The organism is Sorangium sp. So ce117, assembly GCF_051524395.1.
GTDB classification, from domain to species: domain Bacteria; phylum Myxococcota_A; class Polyangia; order Polyangiales; family Polyangiaceae; genus Sorangium; species Sorangium cellulosum_B.
Window position 1 is genome coordinate 2,613,553 of record NZ_CP150309.1, and the last position, 24,015, is coordinate 2,637,567.

Sequence of the window (24,015 nt, forward strand, 5' to 3'; positions counted from 1 at the left end):
GCGGCTCATAGCATACAATTTAGGAAAGACCCCAAAGCGGAAGGGCGCCCCGCGCATCGGGCCGCCCGCCGGCCCGCTCGCCCAGGAGATCCCAGGTGCCCGCTCGAATCCTGATCGTGGACGACAACACGAGCCTCGCCGGAAACCTCCGCGAGGTCCTCGAGGGCGCGCGCGAGCTCGACGTGGAGGTCGCCCTCGCGCCCAACGGCAAGCAGGGGCTCGCGGCCGCCCGGCGCGACGGGTTCGACGTCGCGGTCGTCGACGTCAAGCTGCCGGACGCGAGCGGCCTCGAGCTCATCGCCCCGCTCCGCGCCGCCGCCCCCCACGGCGAGATCGTCCTCGTGACCGGCTTCGCGACCGTCGACGCCGCCATGGCCGCGCTCCGCGCCGGCGCCTTCGCCTTCATCCTCAAGTCGTTCCGCCCCGAGGAGCTCATCTCCACCGTGGCCCAGGCGATCGAGAAGATCTCGCTGAAGCGGGAGCGGGAAGAGCTCGAGCGCCGGTACCGGGCGATCATCGACGCGGCGGACGTGCTCATCCTCGGCCTGAACGCCGGCGGCAGCGTCGCGCTCTTCAACCCGCGCCTGTCCGCGCTGACCGGCGTGTCCTGCGACGCCGCGCTCGGCATGGCGTTCTGCGAGGCGCTCGTCGACGAGCCCGATCAGCGCCGGTTCAACCAGTCGTTCCTGAGCGTTGTCGAGGGCGACGCCGCCGCCGAGGTCGAGGTCGGCGTCCGGGACGCGGTGGGCGCCGTCCGCCGCGTGCGCTGGCACCTCTCCGGCGTCCGCGGCGGCGGGCGCGGCGGCAGGACCGACCTCGTCTACGGCATCGGCATCGACGTGACCGAGCGGCGCGCCCTCGAGCGGCGGGCCGCCGACGCCGAGGCCCTGAACGCCATGGCCCCGCTCGCCCTCGGGCTCGCCCACGAGATCAGGAACCCGCTGAACGCCGCGGTCCTGGAGCTCCACCTGCTCAGCCGCGGCATCGACCGCCTCTCCGATGAGGCGATCCGCGAGCCCATGAAGCGGCGCGTCGGCATCGTCGAGGCGGAGATCGCCCGCCTGGGCCGGCTCCTCGGCGAGTTCCTCGAGCTCGCCCGGCCGCGCGCCCCCCACCGGGAGCCCGTCGATCTGGCCCGCGTCGTGCGCGACGTGCTCGACCTCGAGGAGGAGGCGTTCGCGAGCCACCACGTCGAGGTCGTCCGCGATCTGGCGGACGACTGCTTCGCGCTGGGCGACGTCGAGAAGCTCAAGCAGGTGGTCTTGAACCTCGTCGTCAACGCGCTCGACGTGATGCCCGACGGCGGGGTCTTGCGGGCGTGCGCGTCGGGGGATGCGCACGAGGTGTGGCTGTCGATCGGGGACACGGGGCCAGGGATCGCGCCGACGATCCTCGCCGAGATCTTCGATCCGTTCTTCACCACGAAGGCGGCGGGCACGGGGCTCGGGCTCGCGATCGTCCGGAAGATCGTCGACCAGCACGCGGGCCGCGTGGATGTCGACGCACACGCCGCCGACGGCACGACGGTCCGGGTGAGGCTCCCCCGCTTCGTCCCCGAGCCCGTCGAGCGACCGGCGGGATCAACCCCACCCCGCGGCGCTGGCGCCTGACGGGGTGGGTGAGCGCCGCTCAGCCGACGATGCGCATGGGGGGCTTGAGCGGGAGCGGGGGCTTGGAGCCGGGGGCGGAGGGGATCGCGGAGGGGGCGGGCTTGGGCACCTCGCCCTCGAGGGCGGCGAGCGCGACGAACAGCCGGTCCATGCCGTAGTCGAGGGCCACCTCGCGCTGGAAGACGTGGGCGACCTTGATGAGGCGCAACGACGTCTGCTTGCCGAGGTCGATCTCCCGCTCGAGGAACGCCTCGAACGAGCCGTAGCCCTTCGCCTGATACAGCTCCTGCTGCTGGATCTCGGCGAGCACCACCCCGATATCGAAGAACCCCTTGTCGAGCCGCTTGCGGAGCGTGCGGATCTTCTGGGTCTGGTTGTGGAGCTCGGCGATCTTCGCCTTGATCTCCTCGGCGCCGCTCGGCACGCGGATGGTCGCCCGGGCGCTGCCAGGGGGCGCCGGCTCCGCGGCCCGGGCCCGCGCCTCGGCAGCGTGCTTCGCGGCGTGCCGCGCAGCCCAGGGCGCAGCGCCACGGAGGCCGAGCTTACGCTTCGACGCGCTCGACGCCGATTTCGAATCTTCCTTGATTACCGGATTCACGGGCTTGGCAAGCTGAGCTTCTGCGCCCCCCTTGCTGCTCGAAGAGGCCTTCTTCTTCATACCCGTCGCCTTCTCGGAGCTGCCCTGCTTTGTGATCTTCGGCATGTCGCTGCGTCCCCCGCTGGGTACGAGATCGTCGCGGCCCTTCGCCTCAAGCGCGCGCCGCCCGCGCGGCGGTAAAGACCCGCACGGCTGTCAAGCCCGATTGGCTCACCAGGTCGTCGCCTTACCAAAAAATCGACCACCCCGTCCACTAAGTTTCGGGGAGGCTCCTCGCTTTCCCGAAGGGCAGCATGACCCAAGATCGGTCCGGGAGCCAAAACCAGCGAGCATCGCACGCTATCGGGCGTCCCGGAAAGCTGGTCGTCGGGCGGGGCCGCTGGGTCGCGTCGGTCACATCGGTCCACAATCGCCGGTCCCGGCGGGCTCGGCGCTGCGGTCCGGCGAAGGCCACGCCCGCGGCGCCTGTCGCGCGCCGGCCGCCGGCCGGGCGGTTGGTCATCCATCATCCAATCCCGCGCATCCCGCGCATCCCGCGCGATCCAGCGTCATCCCGCGCTCCAAGCGCAGGGGTGGGTCGTGGTAGATCGCGGTGTATGACCTCTCCGCCCGCCGGTCGCGGCCCCGCCGATGACGTCCCCAAGGCCGCGGTCGCTGATGCGCCGCGTCGTGCGAGCGAGATGCCGCGAGGCGCGGCGAGCAGCCGGATTGCCGTGGTGGTGAACGGCAACGCCAAGAGCGTGACGGCGGAGGTGATCGAGACGCTCGATCAGATCCTTGACACGGGGGATCTGTTCGTCTCGCGGCGGGTGGAGGAGAGCGAGGGCATCGCGCGGATCCTGGTCGACCGGGGTTACGGCACGATCCTCACGGGCGGCGGCGACGGGACGTTCACGGTGGTGGTGACGGCCGTGGTGAACGAGGCGAAGCGGCGCGGGCTGCCGCTGCCGCGGTTCGGGCTGCTGCGCCTGGGGACGGGCAACTCGCTGGCGTGGGTGCTCGGCGCGTCCGGCGGCGCGGGCGCGAAGCCCGGGCTCGCGGTCGACCTCCAGCGGCTCCGCGCCGAGGCCGGGAGCCGGAACCTGCGGCTCGTGGAGGCCGAGGACATCCTGTCGCCGTTCTGCGGCTTCGGGATCGATGCGGTGATGCTCCGCGACTACAACGCGGTGAAGTCGGCGCTCGCGCGGGGCCCGCTGAAGCGGCTCGCGCCGGGGCCGGTGGCGTACGCCGTCGCCGCGACGACGCGGACGATCCCGAGCTACCTCGTGCGGCGAACACCGCACTGCCGCATCATCAACGAGGGCAACGACGCGATCCGCGTCGGCGAGAAGGGGGCGATGCTGGGGGCGCCCATCAAGAAGGGCGGCGTCATCTACGAGGGGCCGGCGAAGATCGCGGCGCTGTCGACGATCCCCTATTACGGCTTCGGCTTCCGGATGTTCCCCTATGCGGACGATCGCCAGGACCGGATGCAGCTGCGCGTGTCGGTGGTCTCGCCGTTCACGTTCGTGCGGAACTTCTCGAGCATCTGGAGCGGCGAGTACGACGACCTGGAGACGGTGTTCGATTACTTCGTGGACGAGGTCACGATCGAGATGGACCCGGTGACGAGCTTCCAGATCGGCGGCGACGTCCGCGGGGAGCGATCGCGGGTGCGCGTGCGCCTGACCGAGCCGATCCGGATCGTGGATTTCTACGCGCCGCCCCGCGGATAAGGCTCACCCGTCCGGCAGGGCGTGAGACGACGCGGATTGGACCAGAGTGGCACGACTCGAGTCGTGCTCCTGGCGCAGGGTGGCACGTCGGGGCGTTTCAGGGGCTCCTGGTGCCATGATCCCCGGGGATTTCGCGGGATGAGCGGGCGGCGAGGGGCTGGCGCAACGCTTGCTCCGGGTCTGTGCCATGAACATCAAGCTGACCCTTCTTCGCTCCGGTTCGATGGGAATTGCCTCGCTTGCGCTCCTCCTCGGCGTGGCGTCGATCGGCGCTGGATGCGCCGCGCAGGTGACGGAAGGGGAAAGCGGTGAGGGCACCGACGAGGGCGCGCTCGAAGGCGAGGAGCTCGAAGGCGACGAGCCCGAAGGCGACGAGGTGGTAGCGGCGTGTGAGATCGGCGAGTCCCGGAGCTGCACCGCCAACGGGACGGAGGGCTTCGAGCAGTGCGAGAACATCGACGGGGTGGCGACCTGGACCGGGTGCCAGGCGGGCGGCAGCGTCACCAGCACGCCGCTCGTGCTCTCGTTCGAGCAACGGCCGGTCGAGTACGTGACCGCGATGAGCGGCGCCTTCGATCTGAGCGGGCTCGGGGCCACGATCGCCACCGACTGGCCGACCGCGGCGACGCCGTGGCTCGCGCTCGATCGGGACGGCAACGGGGCGATCGACGGCGGCGAGGAGCTGTTCGGCTCGGCGACGGTGCTCTCGAGCGGCGCCCGCGCGGACAACGGGTTCACCGCGCTCCGCGAGCTCGACACCGACGGAGACGGCCGGATCACGGCGCGGGACGAGGCGTGGTCGCGGCTCGTGCTGTGGAGCGATCGCGACGCGAACCGCGCGTCGAGCGCCGGCGAGCTCGAGCCGATCGCGTCGCGCGGGCTCGTCGCGATCGAGCTCTCGTACGGGCGCGATCGGCGCTGTGACGCGCGCGGCAACTGCGAGATCGAGCGGGCCTCGTTCACGTTCTCGGAGGGCGCCTCGACGCGGACGGGCGCGGTCGTCGACGTGCACCTGCGCTGGCAGTGACGCCGCCGCGGGGCGGCGCGGAGCTGCCGGGCGATCAGTCGTAGTACTCGTTGCCCAGGTGGGTGATGAGGTCCTCCCCCATGAGCCAGCGCATCGTGTTCTTGAGCTTCATCGACTGGATGAAGAGATCGTGCTCCGGGTACAGGGCCGGCGCGGTCATGGGGCTCTTGAAGTAGAAGCTGAGCCACTCCTGCGTGCCGCGCAGCCCGGCGCGCTGCGCGAGATCGAGGAGGAGCGCCAGGTCGAGCACGAGGGGCGCGGCGAGGATCGAGTCGCGGCAGAGGAAGTTTAACTTCACCTGCATCGGGTAGCCGAGCCAGCCGACGAGATCGATGTTGTCCCACCCCTCCTTGGCGTCGCCCCGAGGGGGGTAGTACTCGATCCGCACCTTGTGGAAGAGCTTGCCATAGAGCTCGCCGTGGACGTGCGGCTGGAGGATGTGCTCGAGCACCCCGAGCTTCGAGACCTCCTTCGATCGGAACGAGTCCGGGTCGTCGAGCACCTCGCCGTCGCGGTTGCCGAGGATGTTCGTCGAGAACCACCCCGCGACGCCGAGCATCCTCGCCTTGAGCCCCGGGGCGATCACCGTCTTCATCAGGGTCTGGCCGGTCTTGAAGTCCTTGCCGGCGATGGGGACCTCCTGCTTGCTCGCGAGCTCCCACGCGGCGGGGAAATCCACCGTCAGGTTCGGGGCGCCGTTCGCGAACGGGACGCGCTCCTTCAGGCAGGCCCACGCGTAGATCTGGGAGCTCGAGATCGCCGGGTGGTCCTCGGCGAGGCCCGCCTCGAAGCGCGCGACGGAGGAGTGGACCTCCGCGGGCGCGATATAGACCTCGGTCGATCCGCACCAGACGGCGACGGCGCGCGCAGCGCCGCTGTCGCGGAGGAAGGCGCGGATGTCCTCCCGGACCTGCTCGACCATCGCGGCCTTGCTCGCGCCCTTCTTCACGTGGTTGCCGTGGAGCCGCCGGACGTACTGCGGGTAGAACACCGCGGGCATGGGGTGGATCCGCTCGAGCTCCTCGCGGACGGCGTCGAGGTGGCGGTGCTCGAGCACGTCCGCGTGCCGCGCCGACTCGTAGGCGTTGTCGGGGAAGATGTCCCACGCGCCGAACACCAGCTGATCGAGCGCCGCGATCGGCAAAAAATCCTTGATCCTTGGCGCGCGTTCGTCGGTGCGCCGGCCGAGCCGGATCGTGCCCATCTGGGTGAGCGACCCGATGGGCGCCGCGAGCCCGCGCCGCGCGAGCAGGGCGCCCGCGATGGTCGTCGTGGAGACGGCGCCCAGCCCCGGCAGCAGGACCCCGAGCTTGCCCTCCGCGGTCTTGATCTCTTTCGGCTGCTTCACGTGACGTGTTCCCCCCGTGGTCGTGGGCGCTCGCCGGGCGAGGGCGGGATCTGCCGGCGCCGTGGGCACGGCGAGCGCGAGGTCGGTCGAGGCCGCGCGGCGCTGCGACCCGCCGGGAGCATGAAGCTCGAGGGCCGCGATCACCACGGGCCGGCGCGCGCGCGGTGGCGTTTCCCGCGGGCGCCCTTCGCGCGTTTCCGGCGCTCCCTTCCTCCCGGCGCCTCGGACGGCGGTATGAGGCGCTGCCGGGAGATGGCATGTTCGCGACGCGCCGGGCAACCCCGGCGGGCGATCGCGATCAAGGGGAGGGGCGCGGGTAGCCGGCGGCGGGGGTCATCGCCTCGATCCAGGCGCGGATCGCGGCGACGGCCTCCTCGTCGATGCGCCGGGTCGCGAGCGGCGGCATCTGCTCGGGCGGCGCGCCGGGCGCGTCGCGCCGGGACATGCTGCGGAGCACGGCGCTGCGATCCGGATCGAGGGGCCTCAGCCGGTCATAGCGGGCTCCCGGCGGCGCTCCGGGCGGGCGGACCTTCGCGGGCTGGTTGATCGCCGTCTGGTAGACGCGCGTGCCGGGCACGTCGCCCACCCGGCCGGCAGCGTCGATGTCGAGGCGCATCTCGAAGTGCGTCGCGACGCCGCGCGGGTGGTGGCACGAGACGCCGCAGTTGACGTGCAGCAGGCCGAGGGCGCGCCGCTCCGTCGCGGTCCCGGGCACCTCGAGCGCGGCCGCGTCGGGGAGCGGGCCGCCGGAGGTCGTCGACAGGAGGCCGCGCTCGACGAGCTCGGCATACGTCAGGCCGCCGGCGCCCCGCGCGGCGAGCTGGATCGCCTCGAATCCAAGTGGGTTGTCGGTCTTGCCAGCGTGGCAACGGATGCAGTCGACCTGCGCCGGGATCGCATAGTCGGGGGCGCCGGGGACGTGGGGGACACCGGCCTTCACCTGCGTCGCGCTCGCTCCGTCCTCCGACCAGACGTAGGTGGCGCGCGTCCAGCCATCCTCCGCGGTCTTCCACAGGAACCTCGTCTCGATACGGCGGCTCGCGCCGGCGACGGGCAGACGGAACTCCTTCCACAGCTTTGTGCCGACAGGAAAGATCCAGTCGTTCATCCGGGAGACATCGATGGTCGCGCCCGGAGGGAGGTAGATCCAGCGCGTCTTCTCGGCGCCGTCGCTCCAGAGCTCGAAGGCCGGCTTGAACTCGCGGACACCCGCCGCGATCGTGCGCGCGCCGGGGTCGCTGTAAAGCCCGGTGCAGCGGAGATCGTGAGGATCGGTGTCGCCGTCCTTGCAAGGCGGCAGGCCTCCGGGCGCCTGGGCCGCGCCCTGGCCGGGGCGATCGCCTGTGCCGGGTGCGCGCGTGGTGGTCGCGGCCGCCGGGCCGGTCTGGCCCGGTGGGGTGGGGAGAGGTTCGGGCCGGGGCGCCTCCTGCGCGCCGCAGCCGCCGCAGCCGGCCAGCAGCAGCGACGCGGCCACGGCTTGCCAGGCGCGGCCTCTCGTGGTGAAGGTGGAGAGGGAGGTGCCCGCTTGCCCGAGAGACCGAGCCACCGGCGCGTCGTGGGGCGCGCTGCCTATCTGACGAGAGCGTGCCATCGGACCGCCTGGTGCCTCCTGCTGGCTGGCAGTGTAGCCGCCTGCGACAGGCGCGTGCAGGTCGCGGGGCCGCCCGAAGAGCCCCGCGAGGGCGGCCCTCCCGGCCAGGCCGCGGCGGGGAACCCCGTCCAGGCGGCTCAGGGGGGCACGGGGGCGCCTGGCGCGGCGCTCGCCGCGCAAGACACGCCGGCCGCGCAGGGGGTGCCCGCCGCGCAAGGCGCCCCCGCGGCGCAGGGGGCGCCCGCGAGCGCGGCGGAGCTCGCTCGCCCGGCGAAGTGCGGGGGCGTCCCGCAGCTGAAGCTCACCATGGTGGCGAGCGGGCTCGATCAGCCGACGTATGTCGCCGGGCCGCCCGGCGATCCGTCGCGCCTCCTCGTGCTCGAAAAGACGGGGGTCGTCCGGCTCATCAAGGGCGGCGCCGTCCAGCAGGCGCCGTTCCTCGACGTGCGCTCGCGCGTGTTCTTCCCGGCGCCGAACGCGGAGGGCGGCCTGCTCGGGCTCGCGTTCCACCCGGACTACGCGAACAACGGGCGCTTCTGGCTCCACTATTCGTCGGCCCCGCGCGGCAACGTCGTGATCGAGGAGTGGAAGCGCGCGGCGCAGGGCGGCGACGCCGCCCATCCCGAGCCGGTCAGGTCGCTGGTCGACGTGAAGCACGGCGCCTGGAACCACGTCGGCGGGATGCTCGCCTTCGGCAAGGACGGCCATCTCTACGCCGCGATCGGCGACTCCGCGCGATCGCCGAGCCCCGCGGCCGATCTCACCTCGAAGCTCGGCAAGATCCTCCGCATCGACGTCGATCAGCCGGGCAAGGCGCCGGCGGGCAACATGACCAGCGGCGACCCGATGATCTGGGATTACGGGCTCAGGAACCCGTGGCGGTTCAGCTTCGACCGGCTCACCGGGGACATGTACATCGGCGACGTCGGCCAGAAGAGCTGGGAAGAGATCCTGGTGGAGCGCCCTGGCCAGGGCCGGAACGATTACGGCTGGGAGGCGATGGAGGGCGCCCACTGCTACCCTCCTGGCGCGACGTGCAAGCCGCGCGGTCTCCCGCCCGCGGTCGAGCACCCGCGGAGCGAGGCGGGCTCCATCGTCGGCGGCTATGTCTACCGCGGGGCGAAGATCCCGTGCCTGCGCGGCCGCTATCTCTATGGCGACTACGTGACGGGCCGCTTCTTCTCCTTCGTGTGGGACGGCAAGGCCGCGACCGATCGCGTCGAGCTGACCTCGGCGTTGAACCCCAACGGACTCCCGGCCTCGTTCGGCGAGGACGCGGCCGGGGAGGTCTATGTGGTGATGTTCAACACGGGGCGCGTCTACCGGCTCGATCCGGGCTGAGGTGGTTCCACGGCCGCCGGCGCGTCGCCTGCTCTCTCCGGGACGGGCCGTCGACGTGGCGGCGACGAAGGGCTCTGCCGCAGCGCCGCGTCGAGGAACTCGCGCACGTCGCGCTCGAGCCGGCGGTGGAACGCCTCGCGATCGAACCCGGAGCGATCGATCGCGGGCAGGAAGTCCGGGCGCCGCATCTGGGGAGGAAACGGGCTCAGGAACGCGTGATGGTTCGCGTTCTCGACGACCTTGAACGTGACCCGGGCCGGGTCGGGGACGAGGTCGAGGACGAGCTGCCCCTGCCATCGCGGCGCGATGCGGTCGTGCTCCGCCACGAGCAGGAGGATGGGCGCCTCGACGTCCTTCAAGGCGTCGTTGGGCACGAACCAGCACGCCGCGGGGGCCATCAAGACCAGCGCCTTGACGCGCGGATCCTTCGTGACCGCGACCCTCTGCCCCGGCCCCGTCCAGGGCTGCCCGCCCGCGAGGGCGAGCGCGGTGTAGCCGCCCATCGAGTGCCCGATGACGGCGATGTCGTCGCCCTGCAGGCGAGGCCCGAGCTCGGCGTCGGAGCAGACAGCGTCCACCGCCAGCCGGGCGTGGCGGGGCCGGCGCTCCAGGTTCTCGATCGCCTCGGTCAGGGACCGATCGTTGCGATTGTCCCCGGGGTGCTCGGGCATCGCGACGACATAGCCGCTCTGTGCGAGGTGGGACGCGAGCGTCCGATACCCGAGGGGCGTCCCGCCGCCGCCGTGCGAGATGAGCACGAAGGGGAGAGGGCCGCCGTGCACGGGCGCGTTCCTGGCGACCTCCAGCGAGTAAGGCCCCATCGATACGACCTCGGCAGGGACGTGCGTCGGGTACATCACGAGGACCGGGAACGAGAGGTCGTTCATCGGATCTCGAACGGTCAGGCTGCGGCAGCCCACGAATCGATTCATGCGCGTTTCTCCGGACGGTGTCGGGGGGATGGGAAGACCAGGGACGATGCCTGTCTGTTCACGGGAAGCTCACTGGAGCGGGAGGAAGACATCCGTGACGGCCTCGTGATCGGGCACCTCGGGGAAGAAGCGCACCCGCTGCAGAAAGAGCGGGAAATCCCGCAGCTCCTCTCCGCTCATGGGGAGCCAGGTCGCATAGAGGTACCTCACGGCCACGTAGAGCGTGTCGTCGCATCCGACGTGCCGGAGGACGGCGCAGCGGCCGCCGGGGATCGCCTTCTCGACGACGCCGTGCGGGTTCTCTGAAATGGGGCGGTGGATGCCCGCGCAGAGGTCCGCGCGGTAGGCCTCCGGCGGGGACTCGGCCGGGTCGTCGTACAGGATGTTGAAGGTCGCGCTGACCCTCGGCGGGAGCTTGTTCTCCTTGCGCCACGCGATGAACCGGCGCACCGATTCCAGGATCCGCTTCGGGTCGCCGCGGTGCTCGAGGGCCGCGACGCGCGTCTCGTTGAACCGCACGATCGCCACGTCCTCGGCGCGGTGAGCGGCCTTCATGGGGAGGGCCCTTGTCTCTCTCAGGCGCTCATGGGTGGCGTGCCAAGGATCCCACCGGGGCTGCTCCCGGAACTCGGAGGGGGACTGGCCGAACGCTCTCTTGAAGGCGCGCGAGAAGGCCTCGGGGCTCTCGTAGCCGCTCGCCATCGCGATATCGATGATCCGGGCGTGATCCCGCTGCGGGAGCGCGAGACGGTAGGACGCGCTCCGCAGGCGGACGAGCTTCACGTACTCGTGAACTCCCATCCCGAACAGCTCGGAGAACTGCCGGTGAAAATGGAACTTCGAGCACGCGGCGACCCCGCTCAGCCGCTCGAGCGTCAAGTCCTCGTCCAGGTGCGCGTCGATGTGCTCGAGCACCCTGCGGAACCTTTCGATATACGCGTTCTCGGCGGCTTTGGTCAACGCGGTGTCCTCCTCGGCGAGGGGCAAGGTAACGAGGCGCCGCGCGCCATGCCTGACCGAAATTGCTGAATTTCGGGCGACCGGGCCCGGAGGGGCGCTGGGGGTGGCCCGGGGGCGCGGCGGTAGCTGGCCGGAGCCGGTTCACATGCCCGCCGGGGCGAAATTTTGTTCTGACGTGGTCGCCTGCTCCCGGCACAGGCCTGGCGTCGATGGCCCTGTCGCCGTCCATCATGGCGCGCGGCAGGACGCTGGCGACGCGGAATCCCGCGCGCTGGTAGAGCCCGCGCGCGGCGTCGCTCGTCATGGCGACCGTGACGTGCACCTGCTCGACCCCCGGCACCAGGAGTCACTCGAGGAGCAGCGTCCGGATCGTGCGTGAGTAGCTCGGTCGACTCCCGAGGAACGACTGCCGCTCACCTGACCTGGATTGGATCGCCGCCGGCTTCGCCGTGACATGTCACGTGACATGTCACGTGACATGTCACGTGACATGTCACGGCCGCGCCGTGACATGCGCTACAGTCCAGCAGGAACTTTCAGCACGGCTCCGCCTGGCGACGCGTGGCGCAGCAGCCCTCTCGCTCTGCAGCCGCTGTAGTTGCGACGCGCTGGCGCCGCGGTGACCCGAGTTTGGCGCTGCTGCGCATGCGAGCACCCAGGACGCCAGAGCTGGCGCGCCTGTTGCTTTGTCCCTTCAGCAATGGTCTTCACCTGATCCACGCGTTGCGGCGCCGTGACCCACGGTTCGATCGAAGATCGCTGCACGCTCGGGCGCGGACCACGAAAGCGCCGCTGCATGGATCCGCTTTGAAGCGCCGTCAAAGCTGCACGCCCCCTATCGATGGAATACATATGAAGAACGTATCGAACAAATTCTGGAAGCTCTCGTGCATCCTCCCTGTCCTGCTCATGGGAATCGGCTGCGTGGCGGCCACGGGTGAACAGGCGGGCGACGAGCTGATGGACGACGAGCTGGTCGGCACGGCCGAGCAGGCATTCACCGGCTACTGGGGCTGGTCGCGGGCGACGGCGGGTCACTCTACGCCGGCGTGGGATCTCGGGTCGACCGACGATATGACCTGCTTCCTCTCGGGGGTCGGCGGTAACCTCAATGCCACCGACACCTCCATCGGTGCCTGGGCGGGGGTCTGGAGCAACGACGACCGCTGGTTACTGGAAACGATTGGCTACGACGAGGGCGCCAAGGTCAAGGCGACCACCCTCTGCGTTCCCAGCATCAAGAACAGGACGACGTTCGCCAGGTGGAGTTCCGGAGACGGCCCGACGAAGCTGGCGCCGTCCACTGTCAGCCGGAGGTGTGGCCTGAGGATGGTGGGCAACTTCGGGTTCCACGACGAATGGGAGGCCGCCAGCGACAGCGTGCGGGTCTGGGACAGCGGCCTCGACTGGTTCATCGACGGTACCGGGAACGCCAATGGCCTGGCCATTTGCGTGGACGTCAGCCCCGGCAGTGGCACCTGGCGCTGGACATATATTGCGCCGAGCTCCGGCACGGCCACGCACAACCTCATCCAGGCAATCGACCACGGCACGAGCCCCCTCGGAACGCAATGCTTCCTCACGGGCGTCGCTGGACGCTTCCGGACCAACGCGTGGGACGACGGCGTCTTCGTCGCCTATGACCCCGGGACCAACTGGTGGAAGGTGACCGTGAGCAACGGCAGGACGGCCCACGTCATGTGCATCCAGTAGATCCCGCACGACGGTCGACGGATCCCGCCGTCAACGGGTCGCCTGGGCGCCCCCCGTGAGCGCCTGCGGTCCCGCCTGCTACCCGACCCGGGTCGCCGACGTACTCTGCACCGCGGAGGACGGGCGCCGGGCACGGCGTGGCCGGCAGCAACGCCCTGGCGCTTCCTAGCCGCATCCCGGCGAGCTGCGGCGCGCGCGCCGTCATCCAGTCGAACCGGCCTCTCCCGATCATCCCGGTGGCGTTCGACGCGGCGGGCCAGCCCTTCTCCCCACAGAACGTCGAGCATCCGGCGGTCGACGTGGCGGGGACCGGCGTGGAGCTCCGGGGGCGCGAGGGGGCGCGCCCTCCGAGATCGTCGCAACCGGGGATGGCACCGTCGTGATCACCGCGACCGACGGCGGCCCATCGCGCGAGGTCTCGGTGATCCCTGCCGCCCGAATCGACGCCATGGACGTGGTGTTCGCGCTCCCCGGCCATGCAGGGGGCGGGAGGACCCTTGTCGATGGAGAGACATCCAGTGAAGGTGCACGCACGGGGAACCGGGTGGTCGGCATCCAGATCCCCTGGGGGGATCTGCTGACGCGCTCCGCGGAGGTCATTGCCGACGGGAGGTGCGCCGTGCGCGTCGACGCGCCGGCGTTCGCCGGCGGGGCGGGCCTGGGCGCGGAGATCTCCGTGACCCTGAACGACACCGACAAGCTGGGCGATCTCACTCCCTAGCCTAGGCGCCTCCGGCAAGGCGCTTCAGCCGGCGCAGGCGAGCTCGTCGCGCACCGCCGCGGTGAGCTCGAGCGAGCGCACGCGGGCGGCGTGATCGAAGAGCGGCGAGCTCACGATGAGCTCGTCGGCGCGGGTGCGGGTGATGAAGGCGTCCAGCCACCGCCGCACGGTCTCGGGCGAGCCGGCGACCGAGCAGGCCAGCGCCTGCTCCAGGCCGGCGCGGTCGAGGGGGCTCAGGTCGCGCTCGACCAGGGGGTCCGCGCCCCGGGCGAGCAGCGGGAGCTCAGTGCTGCCCGAAGGGCCGGCTGAACCAGACGCTCGCGATCGAGGCGAGCCGCTCGGTGACGAGCGCCGCCGTCGCCGTGTCTCCCGGTAGCACGAAGACACGGAAGCCGGCGATCGAGGCGTCGGGCGACCATGCGTGCAACGCCGAGCCGACCGCCGGCTCTTTCTTGAGCGCCTCGAGCGCTTGCTGCGCGAGCTCTCTCTGCTTCCGCGTGTGACAGCCGGGACGCAGCTCGACCGGGACGCGCCTCGGAACCGGGATCTGGGCCTGAATCGACGCCCAATCCTGGAAGTCTGGCTCGAAGACGACGACGATCGACCGGCGCTTCCGCTCGGTGACCACCCCGATGAACGATGGGTGCTTCGAGAGCAGATCGTGCAGCGGCTGATAGTCGGTCACGCGGAGCTCTGGCCATGCAATCTCGCCGACCGGGCTCGTGCTGCCAGGCGCCTGAGCCTCCGGCTCGCAGTACGGCTGCAGGTTCACGCCGACCGCGTGGCCCTCGGTGATCTTGTGCTGCGCGCGCTGGATCGTCTCGAGGGTGACCGGGCTGAAGGCGGCTCGATCCGCGGCGGGAGGGACATCGCTCGATGGACTCGCCGCCGGGGCGGCCTCCGGCCTCGAGGCTGACGGCGCGGCCGACGTCGTGGCCGGGGGCCCCTGTGGTTTCGCGCCGGTGGTCGCTGCATCGCCGCCGCTCCCCGGCGCACGAGCGTTGCACCCGGCCGCGAGGAGGAGGGAAGCGGCGAGCGGTCGGGCCGCGGCGAGGCTCCAGTCAAAACGCAACGGTGACTCCTAGCTGAGTTTCGATGTTGGCGACCGAGTGAAACCAGGTCTGGTCGAAGGGGGCCACCACGAACCCGGCGATGTGCATCCCGACGATCGCGGCGTTCCCGACGCCGACGGGGATGTAGATCGGCGCGCCGGAGTCAGCGGGAGCCGCGATGTTGACGCCCGTGCGGCGGCCGAACCACACGTTCGAGCGGGCGTTCCCGTCGATGACCCAGGTGGATTGCATGTTGAAGACCTCGACGCTGCACTTGGCCAGATAGTTCCTGCCGCTGATGCACACGATCTGCCCGTTCGCGGGGTTCACCTTGCTCGTGACCGGCCTGGTGACTGGGCAGCACGGGTCTGTGTGAATGCGCGCGGAGTATGTCTCCAGCGGGAACGACGGACCGACGTACACCATGTCCCACGCCGTCGTGTTCGCGGGGAAGTGACCGGCTTCACCCCAGAACTCCGGGCCGGAATAGACGAACTCTCCCGCCGCGCTGACGCAGTGCCCCGCCGTCACCGCACCACGAATGAGCCCCCAGTTCACGACGAACCCGGCGGTGCAGACTCCCGTGTCCGTCTCGATGGCGGCTGCCCCGTAGTGCGGCTCGCCGTCGTTGAACCGCCCATGCTCGCCGAAGGGCCGGGACTCGATCGTCACGAGGGCCCCCAGCGCGCCCTGCAGAGCCTCTGCCACGTCGGCATCGGCAGCATCGGCGAACACCACGTAGCGCCCTTCCGCGACGTCCAGCAAGTAAAGGAGCTCCACCTCCGGCGCGCGCGAATGGAAGCTCCCGGTCTGGATGACCTCGAGCGCTCGCCTGAGCTCGCTGCCGCTCCTGCAGCTCGGTTGCACCACGAGAGGGACCGTGGGCTCGAGCCGCTGCAATCTCTCTGCCACTGCCGTGAGCTCCTCGTCCGTTCCGGCGTCGACCACCGCGATGAAGTGCTGCAGGGCGTCGTCGGCGGTGATCCCGAGGATCTCAGGTTCACTGGCGATGGCCTCCTGGAGGCGGGCGAGCTCGAACTGGACGGAGGCGCCGCTTCGCCAGACGTGACGGCGGAGGTATCCGTCGGGCAGCTCCTCTTCTGCGTCCGGCGGGAGAGGCGACACGCCGCAGAGCGGCGAGGCGACAACCCCCACATGGTACCCGAGCTCGAGACGATCGAACGAGATGGCCTCGACGCTGCTCGAGGTGTCCACCGCGAAGCGAACCACCAGGTCCTCGCAACCGCCAGCGAGCCGCTCGCGCAGCGACGGGGGCAGCGGAAGCGAGATCGTCTCGAATCTCCCCGTGGAGATCGGAGCGAGCTCGACTCTCCCGACGGTCTCGTGACGGATGCTCCGCGACGCGCAGTCGAGGGACACCTCCAAGTTACCTGCCCACGAGTAGTTTTCATCCGGCGTGCGCACGTCCACGCCGATGCGTGCCGGCGAGTCATCTACCCGGAAGGGCAGGCTCTCCAGCCGCACCCCCCCTGCCATGGAAACCTCGATCGCCTGAGATCCCTGGGTCGCATGGGCGACCGACGAGAGCTCCCCGTCACCCCGAAGCACCCAATCGGTCACACGTTCGAAGCCCGGGAGCTCCGGCGACGCGCCGCGCTGCGCCGGGGCGTCCTCTCTCTCCCTCAGATCGAGAGCCTCGCCTCCCTGATCCGAACAACCGAATGTCAGCGCCGCCAAAAACCCAAGCCCGAGCGCGCGACTTCCGAGCGTATTCATGTAAGCCACCTCGCGCCGCGCAGTGAACAGCGACGTGGCATTTTTGTCAAATTGAAATCGGAGCGCCGACTGCGCGCGTCGAAGTCGGCTGTATCGATGCCGTGGAGCGCGCAGCGAGCCCTTCGATGCGCGGACAGATCATGGAGAATGGCTCGACCTCCAGGTGAAAGGTGCGGACCGCACCCGACGCGATCTCTGGTCACCTCGGGCGGGCGTGGCGATTCACCTGTGACATCGCCGAATCGTCTTGGTTCCCGCTTCCTCCGGGGCAGCGCCTCGCCGCGGCGAGCCTGCGGGATCTCGCTCGAAGCGGGCGCGCGTCAACCCACCTCCGGCGCGGAGGCGCTCGATGTCGCTCGGCGTTCCGCCGGGGGGCCCGCTCAAATCAGCGTCGTCAGCGCGCCGCGCAGGAAGTCGCGCGCGACGACGACATCGTGGACCTCGTCCGGACCGTCGGCGATGCGAGCGGACCGGGCAAACCGGTACCAGAGCGAGAACGGCATGTCCTCGACAAGAGCGTCAGCGCCCTGCGCGCGCTCAACTATCCGGAGCTCGCGAAGCGGCCCCTCGCGGGCCAGCTCTGCGCGGGCGCGCACACGGATTACGGCAGCCTCACGCTGCTCAGCATGCAGGGCGCGCCCGGCGGGCTGGAGGTGCATCGCGGCGGCGACGACTGGGAGGCCGTCTCGGCCCCCTCCAGCGCCCTCGTGGTGAACATCGCCGATCTCATGCAGCAGTGGACCAACGACGTATGGCGCTCGACGCTCCACCGGGTCGCCTTGCCGCCGCCGGACGCGAGGGGCGCGCGCCGGCAGTCCCTCGTCTTCTTCCACCAGCCCAACTACGACAGAGAGATCGCGCCGATCCCCGCCTGCTCCTCTCCGGGGTCGCCGGTGACCTCGATGCCAACGACACCTCCAACATCGGCTTTGCGGGGGTCTGGACCTACAGCGGCGGCTGGTATTTTCGAACGAAGGGCAGGTACGAGGGCGCCAAGGTCAAGGCGACCACCCTCTGCGTTCCCAGCATCGCGAACAGGACGGGGGAGATCCGGTGGAGTTCCGGACAGGCGGCGAAGGTCCTGGCGCCGGTCACTGCCAACCGGCGGTGTGGCCTGATGAGCGTGTGGAACAACGGGGGCGACAAATGGCAGGCCGCCGGCGACAGCGTGCAGGTCTGGAACGACGGTACCAACTGGTACATCGGCGGCACCGGGAACGCCCTAGGCGACGGCAGTTGCGTGGATGTCAGCCCCGGCACCGGCATCGGGGTCTGGACCTAGATCGCGCCGAGTTCCGGCACGGCCACGCACAACCTGGTCCAGGCAATGGACCACGGCACGAGCCCGCTCGGCACGCAATGCTTCCTCACGGACGTCGCTGGACGCTTCCGGACCAGCTCCTGGGACGACGGCGTCTTCGTCACCTATGACCCCGGCACGCAGTGGTGGAAGGTGACCATGAGCAACGGCAAGACGGCCCACGTCATGTGCATCCAGTCGATCCCGCACGACGGTCGACGAATCCCTCCGTCAACGGGTCGCCTGGGCGCCCCCCGTGAGCGCCTGCGGTCCCGCCTGCTACCCGACCCGGGTCGACGCATCGCTCGGCTGCATCGACCGATACCGAACAGTCCCGTCACCTCCCGCCGCAGCGGATCGAGCGCGAGGTTTGCCCCCCCGGTCGGTGAGGAAGCTCTCTGCTCCCCGTCGGCGTCGACGAGGATGACCAGCACGCCAGAGGCTGTCCGGAGGTGGTGGAGGACCTCGGTGGAAGTCCTGCGGGCTTGCCCGGAGGTGGTGGAGCACCGTCGGGGAAGTACGGCGGGCGAGCTTGCCCGGAGGTGGTCGAGCACCGTCCCGCGAACGAGCCGGACGGAGAGCGCTGCGCGCCGAGCCGGCGGCCCGCCCGGCGCGAGCCCGCGCCTCCGGGCAAGGCGCTTCAGCCGGCGCGGGCGAGCTCGTCGCGCACCGCCGCGGTGAGCTCGAGCGAGCGTACGCGCGCGGCGTGATCGAAGATCGGCGAGCTCACGATGAGCTCGTCGGCGCGGGTGCGGGTGATGAAGGCGTCCAGCCCGCGCCGCACAGTCTCGGGCGAGCCGACGACCGAGCAGGACAGCGACTGCTCGAGGCCGGCGCGGTCCAGGGGGCTCAGGTCGCGCTCGAAGTCGTCGGCCGGCGGAGGAAAGGGCCCCGGCCGGCCACGGCGAAGGTTGACGAAGGCCTGCTGGAGCGAGGTCCACAGCCGGCGCGCCTCCTCGTCGGTGCCGGCCGCGACCACGTTGATCCCCAGCATGACGCGGGGCTCTGCGAGCTCGTCCGAGGGGCGGAACTCCCTGCGGTACAGCGCGATCGCCTGCGTCATCTGGCCCGGCGCGAAGTGCGAGGCGAAGGCGTAGGGGAGGCCGAGCGCCGCGGCGAGCTGCGCGCCGAAGAGGCTGGAGCCGAGGATCCAGATCGGCACGCGGAGCCCGGCGCCGGGCACGGCCTGAACCGGCTGGCCAGGCTCCGCCGGGCGGAAGTAGCCCATCAGCTCCAGGACGTCCTGGGGGAAGCCGTCCGCGTCGCCGGCCAGGTTGCGCCTGAGCGCGCGGGCGGTGAGCGGGTCAGAGCCCGGAGCGCGCCCGAGGCCCAGATCGATGCGCCCTGGAAAGAGCGACGCCAGCGTGCCGAACTGCTCGGCGATCACGAGCGGGGCGTGGTTCGGCAGCATGATCCCGCCCGCGCCGACGCGGATCGTCGAGGTGCCGGCGGCCACGTGCGCGATGACGATCGACGTCGCGGCGCTGGCGACGCCGCCCATGTTGTGGTGCTCGGCCAGCCAGTAGCGGTGATAGCCGAGCCGCTCGGCGTGGCGCGCGAGATCGAGCGAGTTGCGGAGCGCCTGGGCGGCGTCTCCGCCCTGGACGATCGGGGCAAGGTCGAGAACGGAGAACGGAATCATGTTGGACACCTCGCCAGACTGTTGCACGCCACGGACGGTTGCGGCAGCGCTCGGGGACCGGCGCGGCTCGTGCGCGGTCTCCGCGCGCGATCGCCGCGAGGAGGCGCCCCCGCCAGCGCGCGCCCCCGCGGCGCGTCGCCCCGCGGCGCTCCAGCCGTCTGGAACGCCATGACGCGGCCGCGCCCGCTGTATTACGCTCGGCTCGTGCGCCGTTCGTCCTCGCCGCTGCGCCGCCTACCGCAGGTCCTGCTCGTCGTCGCCGCCTCGGCCGCCGCTGTCGCGTCGCCCGGGGGAGCGGCCGCGACCCTCTGGCCCAACGTGCCCGAGCAGATCGCGCGTGCGCTCACGTCGGGCGACGCCCTGGAGCGGCGCCTGGCCGCGACCCGCGTGGGCGAGCTCGCCCCGGAGACGGCGATCAGGCTGATCCAGCGAGGCATGAGCGACCCGGACGTCGAGGTGCGGCTGCACCTCGCCGGGGCGGCCGTGCGCCTCCGGATGCCGCGCGCGGGGGACCTCGTGATCGAGTGGCTCGGCGAGGGCGACGCGCGCCTGCGGCTCGCGGCCTGCGACGTGATCCGCGCCTCGCCCACGGACCGCTCCGTCGTCGCGCTCGGGCGGGTGCTCGGCGATCCCGACCCGCACGTCCGCCTCGCCGCCGCGACCGCGATGGGCGCGGCGGGGCTCCCGGACGCGGTCTCGCCGCTGCTCGGCCACCTCGACGATACGGCGCCGGAGGTGCGCGCGGAGGTCGCGCGCGCGCTCGGCCGGATCGGCGACGCGCGCGCCGTCGTGCCGCTGATCGGCAAGGTGCAGGACTCGGTGCCGGAGGTCCGCAAGGCCACGGCGCGCGCGCTCGGAGAGCTCGGAGACCCGCGCGCGGTCAGCGCGCTGCTGCTCGCGCTCCAGGACCCATCCCAGGATGTGCGCGTCGAGGCGGTGACCGCCCTCGGCCGGCTGCGCTCGGACGACGCGACGTCGGCGATCGCCGATCTCGTCACGGCGTCGCCGGGGGCCGCGGGCGTGTTCCCGGGGGCGCGGCCGTCCGACAGCGCCACCTCGAGCAACGACGTGCGGGAGGCGGCGCTCCGGGCGCTCGGCCGCATCGGCTCCGACGCGGCCGTGAAGGCGCTGCTCGCGGCGCTCGCGAAGGACAACCCCGCGGCGCCGCGCTCCGCGGTCCGCGACGCCCTCGTCAGCGCCGGCGCCGCGGCCGTCCCCGCGCTGGTCGCCGCGCTCGCGGCCGCGCCGTCGGCCAACACAGCCGCGGGCGCCGCCCTCGTGCTCGGCGAGCTCAAGGCCAGGGAAGCGCTGCCCGCGCTCGAGCGGGGGATGCAGCGGGGCGTCGTCCCGCTCCGGCACGGGCTGCGCGCCCTCGGCGCGCTCGGCGATCCCGCGGCGCTGCCCGGCGTGCTGGAGCTGCTCGGCGACGCCGACCCCGCGGTCCGCGCGGAGGCCATCCGCGCCGCGACCGCGCTGCTCGATCCAGCGCGGCCCGACGGGCGCGCGGTGGACCCGGCGCGCGCCCTGCTGGTCGACCCGGCGACCGCGCCCGACGAGAAGCTCGCCCTCGTCCAGCTGCTCGGGCGCACCGGCTCGCCGCGCGCGCAGGCGGCGCTGCTGCCGCTCGCCAAGGCGCGCTCCACGCCGCTCCGCCTCGCCGTGATCGAGGCGCTCGGGGCCGCGCGCGCGGCCGGGACGCTCGGCGCGGCCGTGGACGCCGCCCTGCTCGCGGCGCTCGACGACGAGTCGGCCGACGTGCGGCTCCGGGCGGCGATCGCGCTCTCCCGCGTCGCCGGCCCAGGCAGCGCCCGGCCGCTGCTCCAGCGCCTCACGGTCGCGGCGGAGCAGGACCGCGGCGCGCTCGGCATCGCCCTCTCGGGCGCCCTGTCGCGCGCGGACGGCGCGACGGACGCGAAGGCCGCGAACGACGCGCGCGACGCGAGCGGCAAGGGCCTCGTCCACGAGGTCGCGGCCGCGATCGCGAGCGCGCCGGACGCCGCGCGCGACGCGCTGATCGAGGGGCTCGGCCGCATGCCGGGGCAGGCCGCGGGCGCCGCGCTCGCGCGGATGGCCTCGGCGGCGCCCATCGACGATCGCCGCAAGATCGCCGAGGCGCTCGCGGGGCACCCGGAGGCCGCCGCCGCGCTCCGCAAGCTCGCGGGTGACCCGGATCCCGGCGTCCGCGCCAACGCGGTCTGGTCGCTGGGCGCGGCGGGGGACAAGGACGCGCTGCCGCTGCTCCTGCCGCTCCTCAAGGACCCCGACGCCGCCGTGGCGGGCAACGCGGCGGGCGCGATCGGGCGCGCCGCCGGCCGCGCCGGGCAGCCGGCCCGCGCGGCCGCGGCGCTCTGCGCGGCGCTCCCCGACGCGCGCCCCTACGTGCGGGCCAACGCGCTCGCGGCCCTCACCGTGGCCGGCGCCCGCTGCGACGGCGACGCGGCCCGGGACCTGCTCGCGCGCGACCCCGCGGAGGCGGTCCGCCTCGCGGCCGCCGACCACCTCGCGCGGAGCGGCGCCGACGACGATCGCCGCGCGCTCGCCCGCTGCGCCGCCGAGGACAGGAACGCCACGGTCGCCGGGCGCTGCGCCCACGCCGCGGCGCCCCGCGCGCCGGCCGCCGGCGCCGAGGACGTCGCGGTCTTCATCGTCCCGTTCGACGCGGGCCGGGGAGGCTCGGTCCGCGACGCGCCGGCCCCGCGCGCGCCCTTCGCGCTCGTGCGCGCGGACGGGCTCATGCGCCTCGGCGTCGCGGACCGGCGCGGAGAGATCTTCGAGCGCGGCGCTCCCCGAGGGCCGATCCGCCTGACCGTCCCGGCCCCGCTCGTGAAGTGAGCCCGCGCCCGCCGCGCTGAGCCGGACACCATGCGAACCCGACCCGACGTCGAGCTCCGGATGTCCAGGACCGTCCACCCGGGCGACGTCGTCCTGGTCGAGCTGGTGCTCCGCTGCCGCGGGAGGACGCCGGTCGACGCGATCGAGCTCCACCTGGAGGGCATGCAGGTCGCCCGCGTCGAGGAGCGCGTCCTCGTGCCGCCCCACTTCCTCTCGCTCGTCGCCCGCGTCTCGGGGGCGACGACGCTCCCGGAGGGCGAGCAGCGCTACCGCGCGAGCTTCCCGCTCCCGGACGACGCGCCCTGCTCCTACCTCGGCACGCGCGCCGAGATCCGCTACGGCATCACGCTCTCCATCGCGATTCCGTGGTGGCTCGACGTCCAGGAGTCCTACGAGGTGCTCGTCACGCCCCGCCCCGTCACGCGCCCGGGCCGGTCGCCGGCCGCGGGGACCACGGCGCGCGGCGACAGCCCCTTCGTCGAGGTCTCGCTCGACGATCGCGTCTTCGCGCCGGGCGACGAGATCTCGGGGGCCGTGGCCCTCGGCAACGTGCAGGGCCGCGGCGTGCGCGGCATCGAGATCTCGCTGGTCGGCGTCGAGCGCCTCCTCAGCGCCGACCGCTCCGCGCCGAACCGCGCGACCGAGGCGCACCGCTTCACCGCCTTCCGCCGCGCGGACAGCCGCGACGAGGGGCGGGAGCTGCCCTTCCGGTTCCGGATCCCCCGCTCGGTGGCGCCGTCGTTCGACGCCGGCTGGGTCGCCCTCGTCTGGGGGCTCGAGGTGCGCGTCGATCTCGCGCGCGCGGACGGCGTCGTCCACACGACGCCGCTCGCGCTCGGCGTCTTCGACAGCCCGCCCGGCCTCGGCGCGATGCGGCGGCAGATCGGCTCCGGGAGGTGGCGGGCCGTCTGGGAAGCGGTCGGCGCGCGCCACGGCCTGTCCCTCGACGCGCTGGAGCTCCGCCTCTCGGGCACGCTCTCCGGCGCCGCGGCGTCGGTGTGGATCGACGCGGGCTCCTCGTCGAGCGGCGCGCTCGTGGGCGAGCTGCGCTGGCCGTCGTGGGGGCTCGACCTGGAGGTCGGCGTGAAGCGCTTCCTGCTCGCGCTGTCGTCCGAGGACGACGAGGGCTTCGGCCGCCGTTACCGCGTGCGCGGGCGCGATCCCGGCCAGGTGCGCGCCGTGATCGCGGGGCCGCTGCGCCGGGCGCTGCTCGCCTTCGACGACGTCCGGCTGGACGACGAGCACGTGTCGGTCCGGTCGCGGACGCCGGGCCACGATCAGCCCTGGCTCGGCGCGTTCCTGGAGCACCTCGCCGCGCTGGCGGCCGAGATCGGCGCCGCGAAGAGGCGCATCCCGCCGCCCACGCCGATGGCGGGGATGCGCGCGGCCTGGGAGCGGTTCGCGGCCGAGGTCCACGGCCGCTTCGAGGTGGGCCGCATGCGCATCCGGGACGCGCAGGTCGACGGCGCGACGTTCCACGTGGACACCTGCTTCGAGCGAGGCCCCCACCCCGAGCGCTCCGAGATCACGCTGGTGGTGGAGCCGCCCCTCGACGCGGCGCTCGATCCCGACGATCCCGAGCAGCTGCGCGCCGCCTCGCCCAGGGCGCGCGAGGCGGTCAAGGGCCTGCAGGCCCGCACGCGCGCGCTCCGGATCGCCCCGCACGCCATCGTGATCACGCTGCCGGCCCCGCTCGAGGACCCCGCCACCCTGCGCGATCTGCTCGGCGAGCAGCTGCACGTGGCGGCGCTCCTGCGCGGCCCGCGCGCCGCCCGCCCGTACCGCTGAGCGGCGAGGAGCGGGCGCCCGGGCGGGGGCCAGCACTCCGGAACCGGGAATCCCCCTAGGGCGCGCGGCTCGCTGATTTCCACACAAAACGCTGGCGGATCCGGGCTA

Annotated in this window: 19 protein-coding genes; 9 read left to right on the forward strand and 10 right to left on the reverse strand. The window is 72.2% G+C overall.

Features of this window, described 5'->3' with window-relative positions; all coding sequences use genetic code 11:
• The first annotated feature begins 95 nt into the window (after positions 1–95).
• Complete coding sequence (locus WMF46_RS09845) at positions 96–1,610, forward strand: ATP-binding protein (RefSeq protein ID WP_437908208.1); 1,515 nt, start codon at positions 96–98, stop codon at positions 1,608–1,610.
• 19 nt (positions 1,611–1,629) lie between these two features.
• Here the strand turns inward: WMF46_RS09845 and WMF46_RS09850 are convergent, their stop codons facing one another.
• Entirely contained in the window at positions 1,630–2,313 is a 684-nt protein-coding gene (locus WMF46_RS09850; RefSeq protein ID WP_012234436.1) for a hypothetical protein, read from the reverse strand.
• Positions 2,314–2,804: 491 nt separating this feature from the next.
• Here WMF46_RS09850 and WMF46_RS09855 point away from each other — a divergent pair, with 491 nt between their 5' ends.
• Positions 2,805–3,923 carry a diacylglycerol/lipid kinase family protein gene (locus WMF46_RS09855; RefSeq protein WP_437985372.1) on the forward strand — a complete coding sequence of 373 codons (1,119 nt, stop codon included), beginning with the start codon at positions 2,805–2,807 and terminating at the stop codon, positions 3,921–3,923.
• Between the two features lie 223 nt (positions 3,924–4,146).
• On the forward strand, positions 4,147–4,950 hold the full coding sequence (locus WMF46_RS09860; protein WP_437985373.1) for a calcium-binding protein: 804 nt from the start codon (positions 4,147–4,149) through the stop codon (positions 4,948–4,950).
• A 34-nt stretch (positions 4,951–4,984) separates the two neighbouring features.
• Here WMF46_RS09860 and WMF46_RS09865 read toward each other — a convergent pair whose 3' ends face one another.
• A complete protein-coding gene (locus tag WMF46_RS09865) occupies positions 4,985–6,298 on the reverse strand; it encodes an inositol-3-phosphate synthase (protein ID WP_437985374.1) in 1,314 nt (437 codons plus the stop codon).
• A 298-nt stretch (positions 6,299–6,596) separates the two neighbouring features.
• Entirely contained in the window at positions 6,597–7,889 is a 1,293-nt protein-coding gene (locus tag WMF46_RS09870) for a hypothetical protein (protein ID WP_437985375.1), read from the reverse strand.
• A gap of 54 nt (positions 7,890–7,943) precedes the next feature.
• Between WMF46_RS09870 and WMF46_RS09875 the strand changes: the two genes are divergently transcribed.
• Positions 7,944–9,230, forward strand: a complete 1,287-nt coding sequence (locus WMF46_RS09875) for a PQQ-dependent sugar dehydrogenase (protein WP_437985376.1) — start codon at positions 7,944–7,946, stop codon at positions 9,228–9,230.
• On the opposite strand, the gene WMF46_RS09880 is transcribed toward WMF46_RS09875, so the two are convergent.
• Entirely contained in the window at positions 9,209–10,162 is a 954-nt protein-coding gene (locus tag WMF46_RS09880; protein WP_437985377.1) for an alpha/beta hydrolase family protein, read from the reverse strand. The two genes, WMF46_RS09875 and WMF46_RS09880, sit on opposite strands and share 22 nt — an antisense overlap.
• A 69-nt stretch (positions 10,163–10,231) precedes the next feature.
• Complete coding sequence (locus tag WMF46_RS09885) at positions 10,232–11,122, reverse strand: AraC family transcriptional regulator (protein WP_437985378.1); 891 nt, start codon at positions 11,120–11,122, stop codon at positions 10,232–10,234.
• 852 nt (positions 11,123–11,974) lie between these two features.
• On the opposite strand from WMF46_RS09885, the gene WMF46_RS09890 reads away from it, so the two are divergent.
• Together WMF46_RS09890 and WMF46_RS09895 are read left to right on the forward strand one after the other, a co-directional pair.
• Positions 11,975–12,835: a hypothetical protein gene (locus WMF46_RS09890; RefSeq protein WP_437985379.1), complete on the forward strand. Its 861-nt coding sequence runs from the start codon at positions 11,975–11,977 to the stop codon at positions 12,833–12,835.
• A 379-nt stretch (positions 12,836–13,214) separates the two neighbouring features.
• A complete protein-coding gene (locus WMF46_RS09895) occupies positions 13,215–13,556 on the forward strand; it encodes a hypothetical protein (RefSeq protein WP_437985380.1) in 342 nt (113 codons plus the stop codon).
• A gap of 24 nt (positions 13,557–13,580) precedes the next feature.
• Here WMF46_RS09895 and WMF46_RS09900 read toward each other — a convergent pair whose 3' ends face one another.
• The 4 genes from WMF46_RS09900 to WMF46_RS09915 form a co-directional block, all read right to left on the reverse strand.
• Positions 13,581–13,724, reverse strand: coding sequence for a hypothetical protein (locus WMF46_RS09900; RefSeq protein WP_437985381.1), 144 nt, complete (start codon positions 13,722–13,724; stop codon positions 13,581–13,583).
• A gap of 115 nt (positions 13,725–13,839) precedes the next feature.
• Complete coding sequence (locus tag WMF46_RS09905; protein ID WP_437985382.1) at positions 13,840–14,628, reverse strand: hypothetical protein; 789 nt, start codon at positions 14,626–14,628, stop codon at positions 13,840–13,842.
• Positions 14,618–16,105, reverse strand: a complete 1,488-nt coding sequence (locus tag WMF46_RS09910) for a hypothetical protein (protein WP_437985383.1) — start codon at positions 16,103–16,105, stop codon at positions 14,618–14,620. Before WMF46_RS09910 ends, WMF46_RS09905 begins: the two co-directional genes overlap by 11 nt.
• Before the next feature lie 620 nt (positions 16,106–16,725).
• On the reverse strand, positions 16,726–16,941 hold the full coding sequence (locus tag WMF46_RS09915) for an acyl-CoA dehydrogenase family protein (RefSeq protein WP_437987875.1): 216 nt from the start codon (positions 16,939–16,941) through the stop codon (positions 16,726–16,728).
• On the opposite strand from WMF46_RS09915, the gene WMF46_RS09920 reads away from it, so the two are divergent.
• Positions 16,873–17,463 (forward strand): 2OG-Fe(II) oxygenase family protein, encoded by a 591-nt coding sequence (locus WMF46_RS09920; protein WP_437987876.1) that lies wholly within the window; start codon positions 16,873–16,875, stop codon positions 17,461–17,463. The genes WMF46_RS09915 and WMF46_RS09920 overlap by 69 nt on opposite strands.
• A gap of 822 nt (positions 17,464–18,285) precedes the next feature.
• On the opposite strand, the gene WMF46_RS09925 is transcribed toward WMF46_RS09920, so the two are convergent.
• On the reverse strand, positions 18,286–19,287 hold the full coding sequence (locus tag WMF46_RS09925; protein WP_437985384.1) for an LLM class flavin-dependent oxidoreductase: 1,002 nt from the start codon (positions 19,285–19,287) through the stop codon (positions 18,286–18,288).
• Positions 19,288–19,491: 204 nt separating this feature from the next.
• Between WMF46_RS09925 and WMF46_RS09930 the strand changes: the two genes are divergently transcribed.
• Positions 19,492–22,119 carry a HEAT repeat domain-containing protein gene (locus WMF46_RS09930; RefSeq protein ID WP_437985385.1) on the forward strand — a complete coding sequence of 876 codons (2,628 nt, stop codon included), beginning with the start codon at positions 19,492–19,494 and terminating at the stop codon, positions 22,117–22,119.
• A gap of 30 nt (positions 22,120–22,149) precedes the next feature.
• Entirely contained in the window at positions 22,150–23,907 is a 1,758-nt protein-coding gene (locus WMF46_RS09935) for a hypothetical protein (protein WP_437985386.1), read from the forward strand.
• The last annotated feature ends 108 nt before the right edge of the window (positions 23,908–24,015 follow it).

Excerpts from the sequence above, each read along its gene's own strand:
- WMF46_RS09855 (WP_437985372.1), top strand. The coding sequence starts at position 2,805 with ATGACCTCTCCGCCCGCCGGTCGCGGCCCCGCCGATGACGTCCCCAAG.
- WMF46_RS09925 (WP_437985384.1), bottom strand. The coding sequence starts at position 19,287 with ATGATTCCGTTCTCCGTTCTCGACCTTGCCCCGATCGTCCAGGGCGGA.
- WMF46_RS09910 (WP_437985383.1), bottom strand. The coding sequence starts at position 16,105 with ATGGCAGGGGGGGTGCGGCTGGAGAGCCTGCCCTTCCGGGTAGATGAC.
- WMF46_RS09860 (WP_437985373.1), top strand. The coding sequence starts at position 4,147 with ATGGGAATTGCCTCGCTTGCGCTCCTCCTCGGCGTGGCGTCGATCGGC.
- WMF46_RS09870 (WP_437985375.1), bottom strand. The coding sequence starts at position 7,889 with ATGGCACGCTCTCGTCAGATAGGCAGCGCGCCCCACGACGCGCCGGTG.
- WMF46_RS09850 (WP_012234436.1), bottom strand. The coding sequence starts at position 2,313 with ATGCCGAAGATCACAAAGCAGGGCAGCTCCGAGAAGGCGACGGGTATG.
- WMF46_RS09935 (WP_437985386.1), top strand. The coding sequence starts at position 22,150 with ATGCGAACCCGACCCGACGTCGAGCTCCGGATGTCCAGGACCGTCCAC.
- WMF46_RS09890 (WP_437985379.1), top strand. The coding sequence starts at position 11,975 with ATGAAGAACGTATCGAACAAATTCTGGAAGCTCTCGTGCATCCTCCCT.
- WMF46_RS09880 (WP_437985377.1), bottom strand. The coding sequence starts at position 10,162 with ATGAATCGATTCGTGGGCTGCCGCAGCCTGACCGTTCGAGATCCGATG.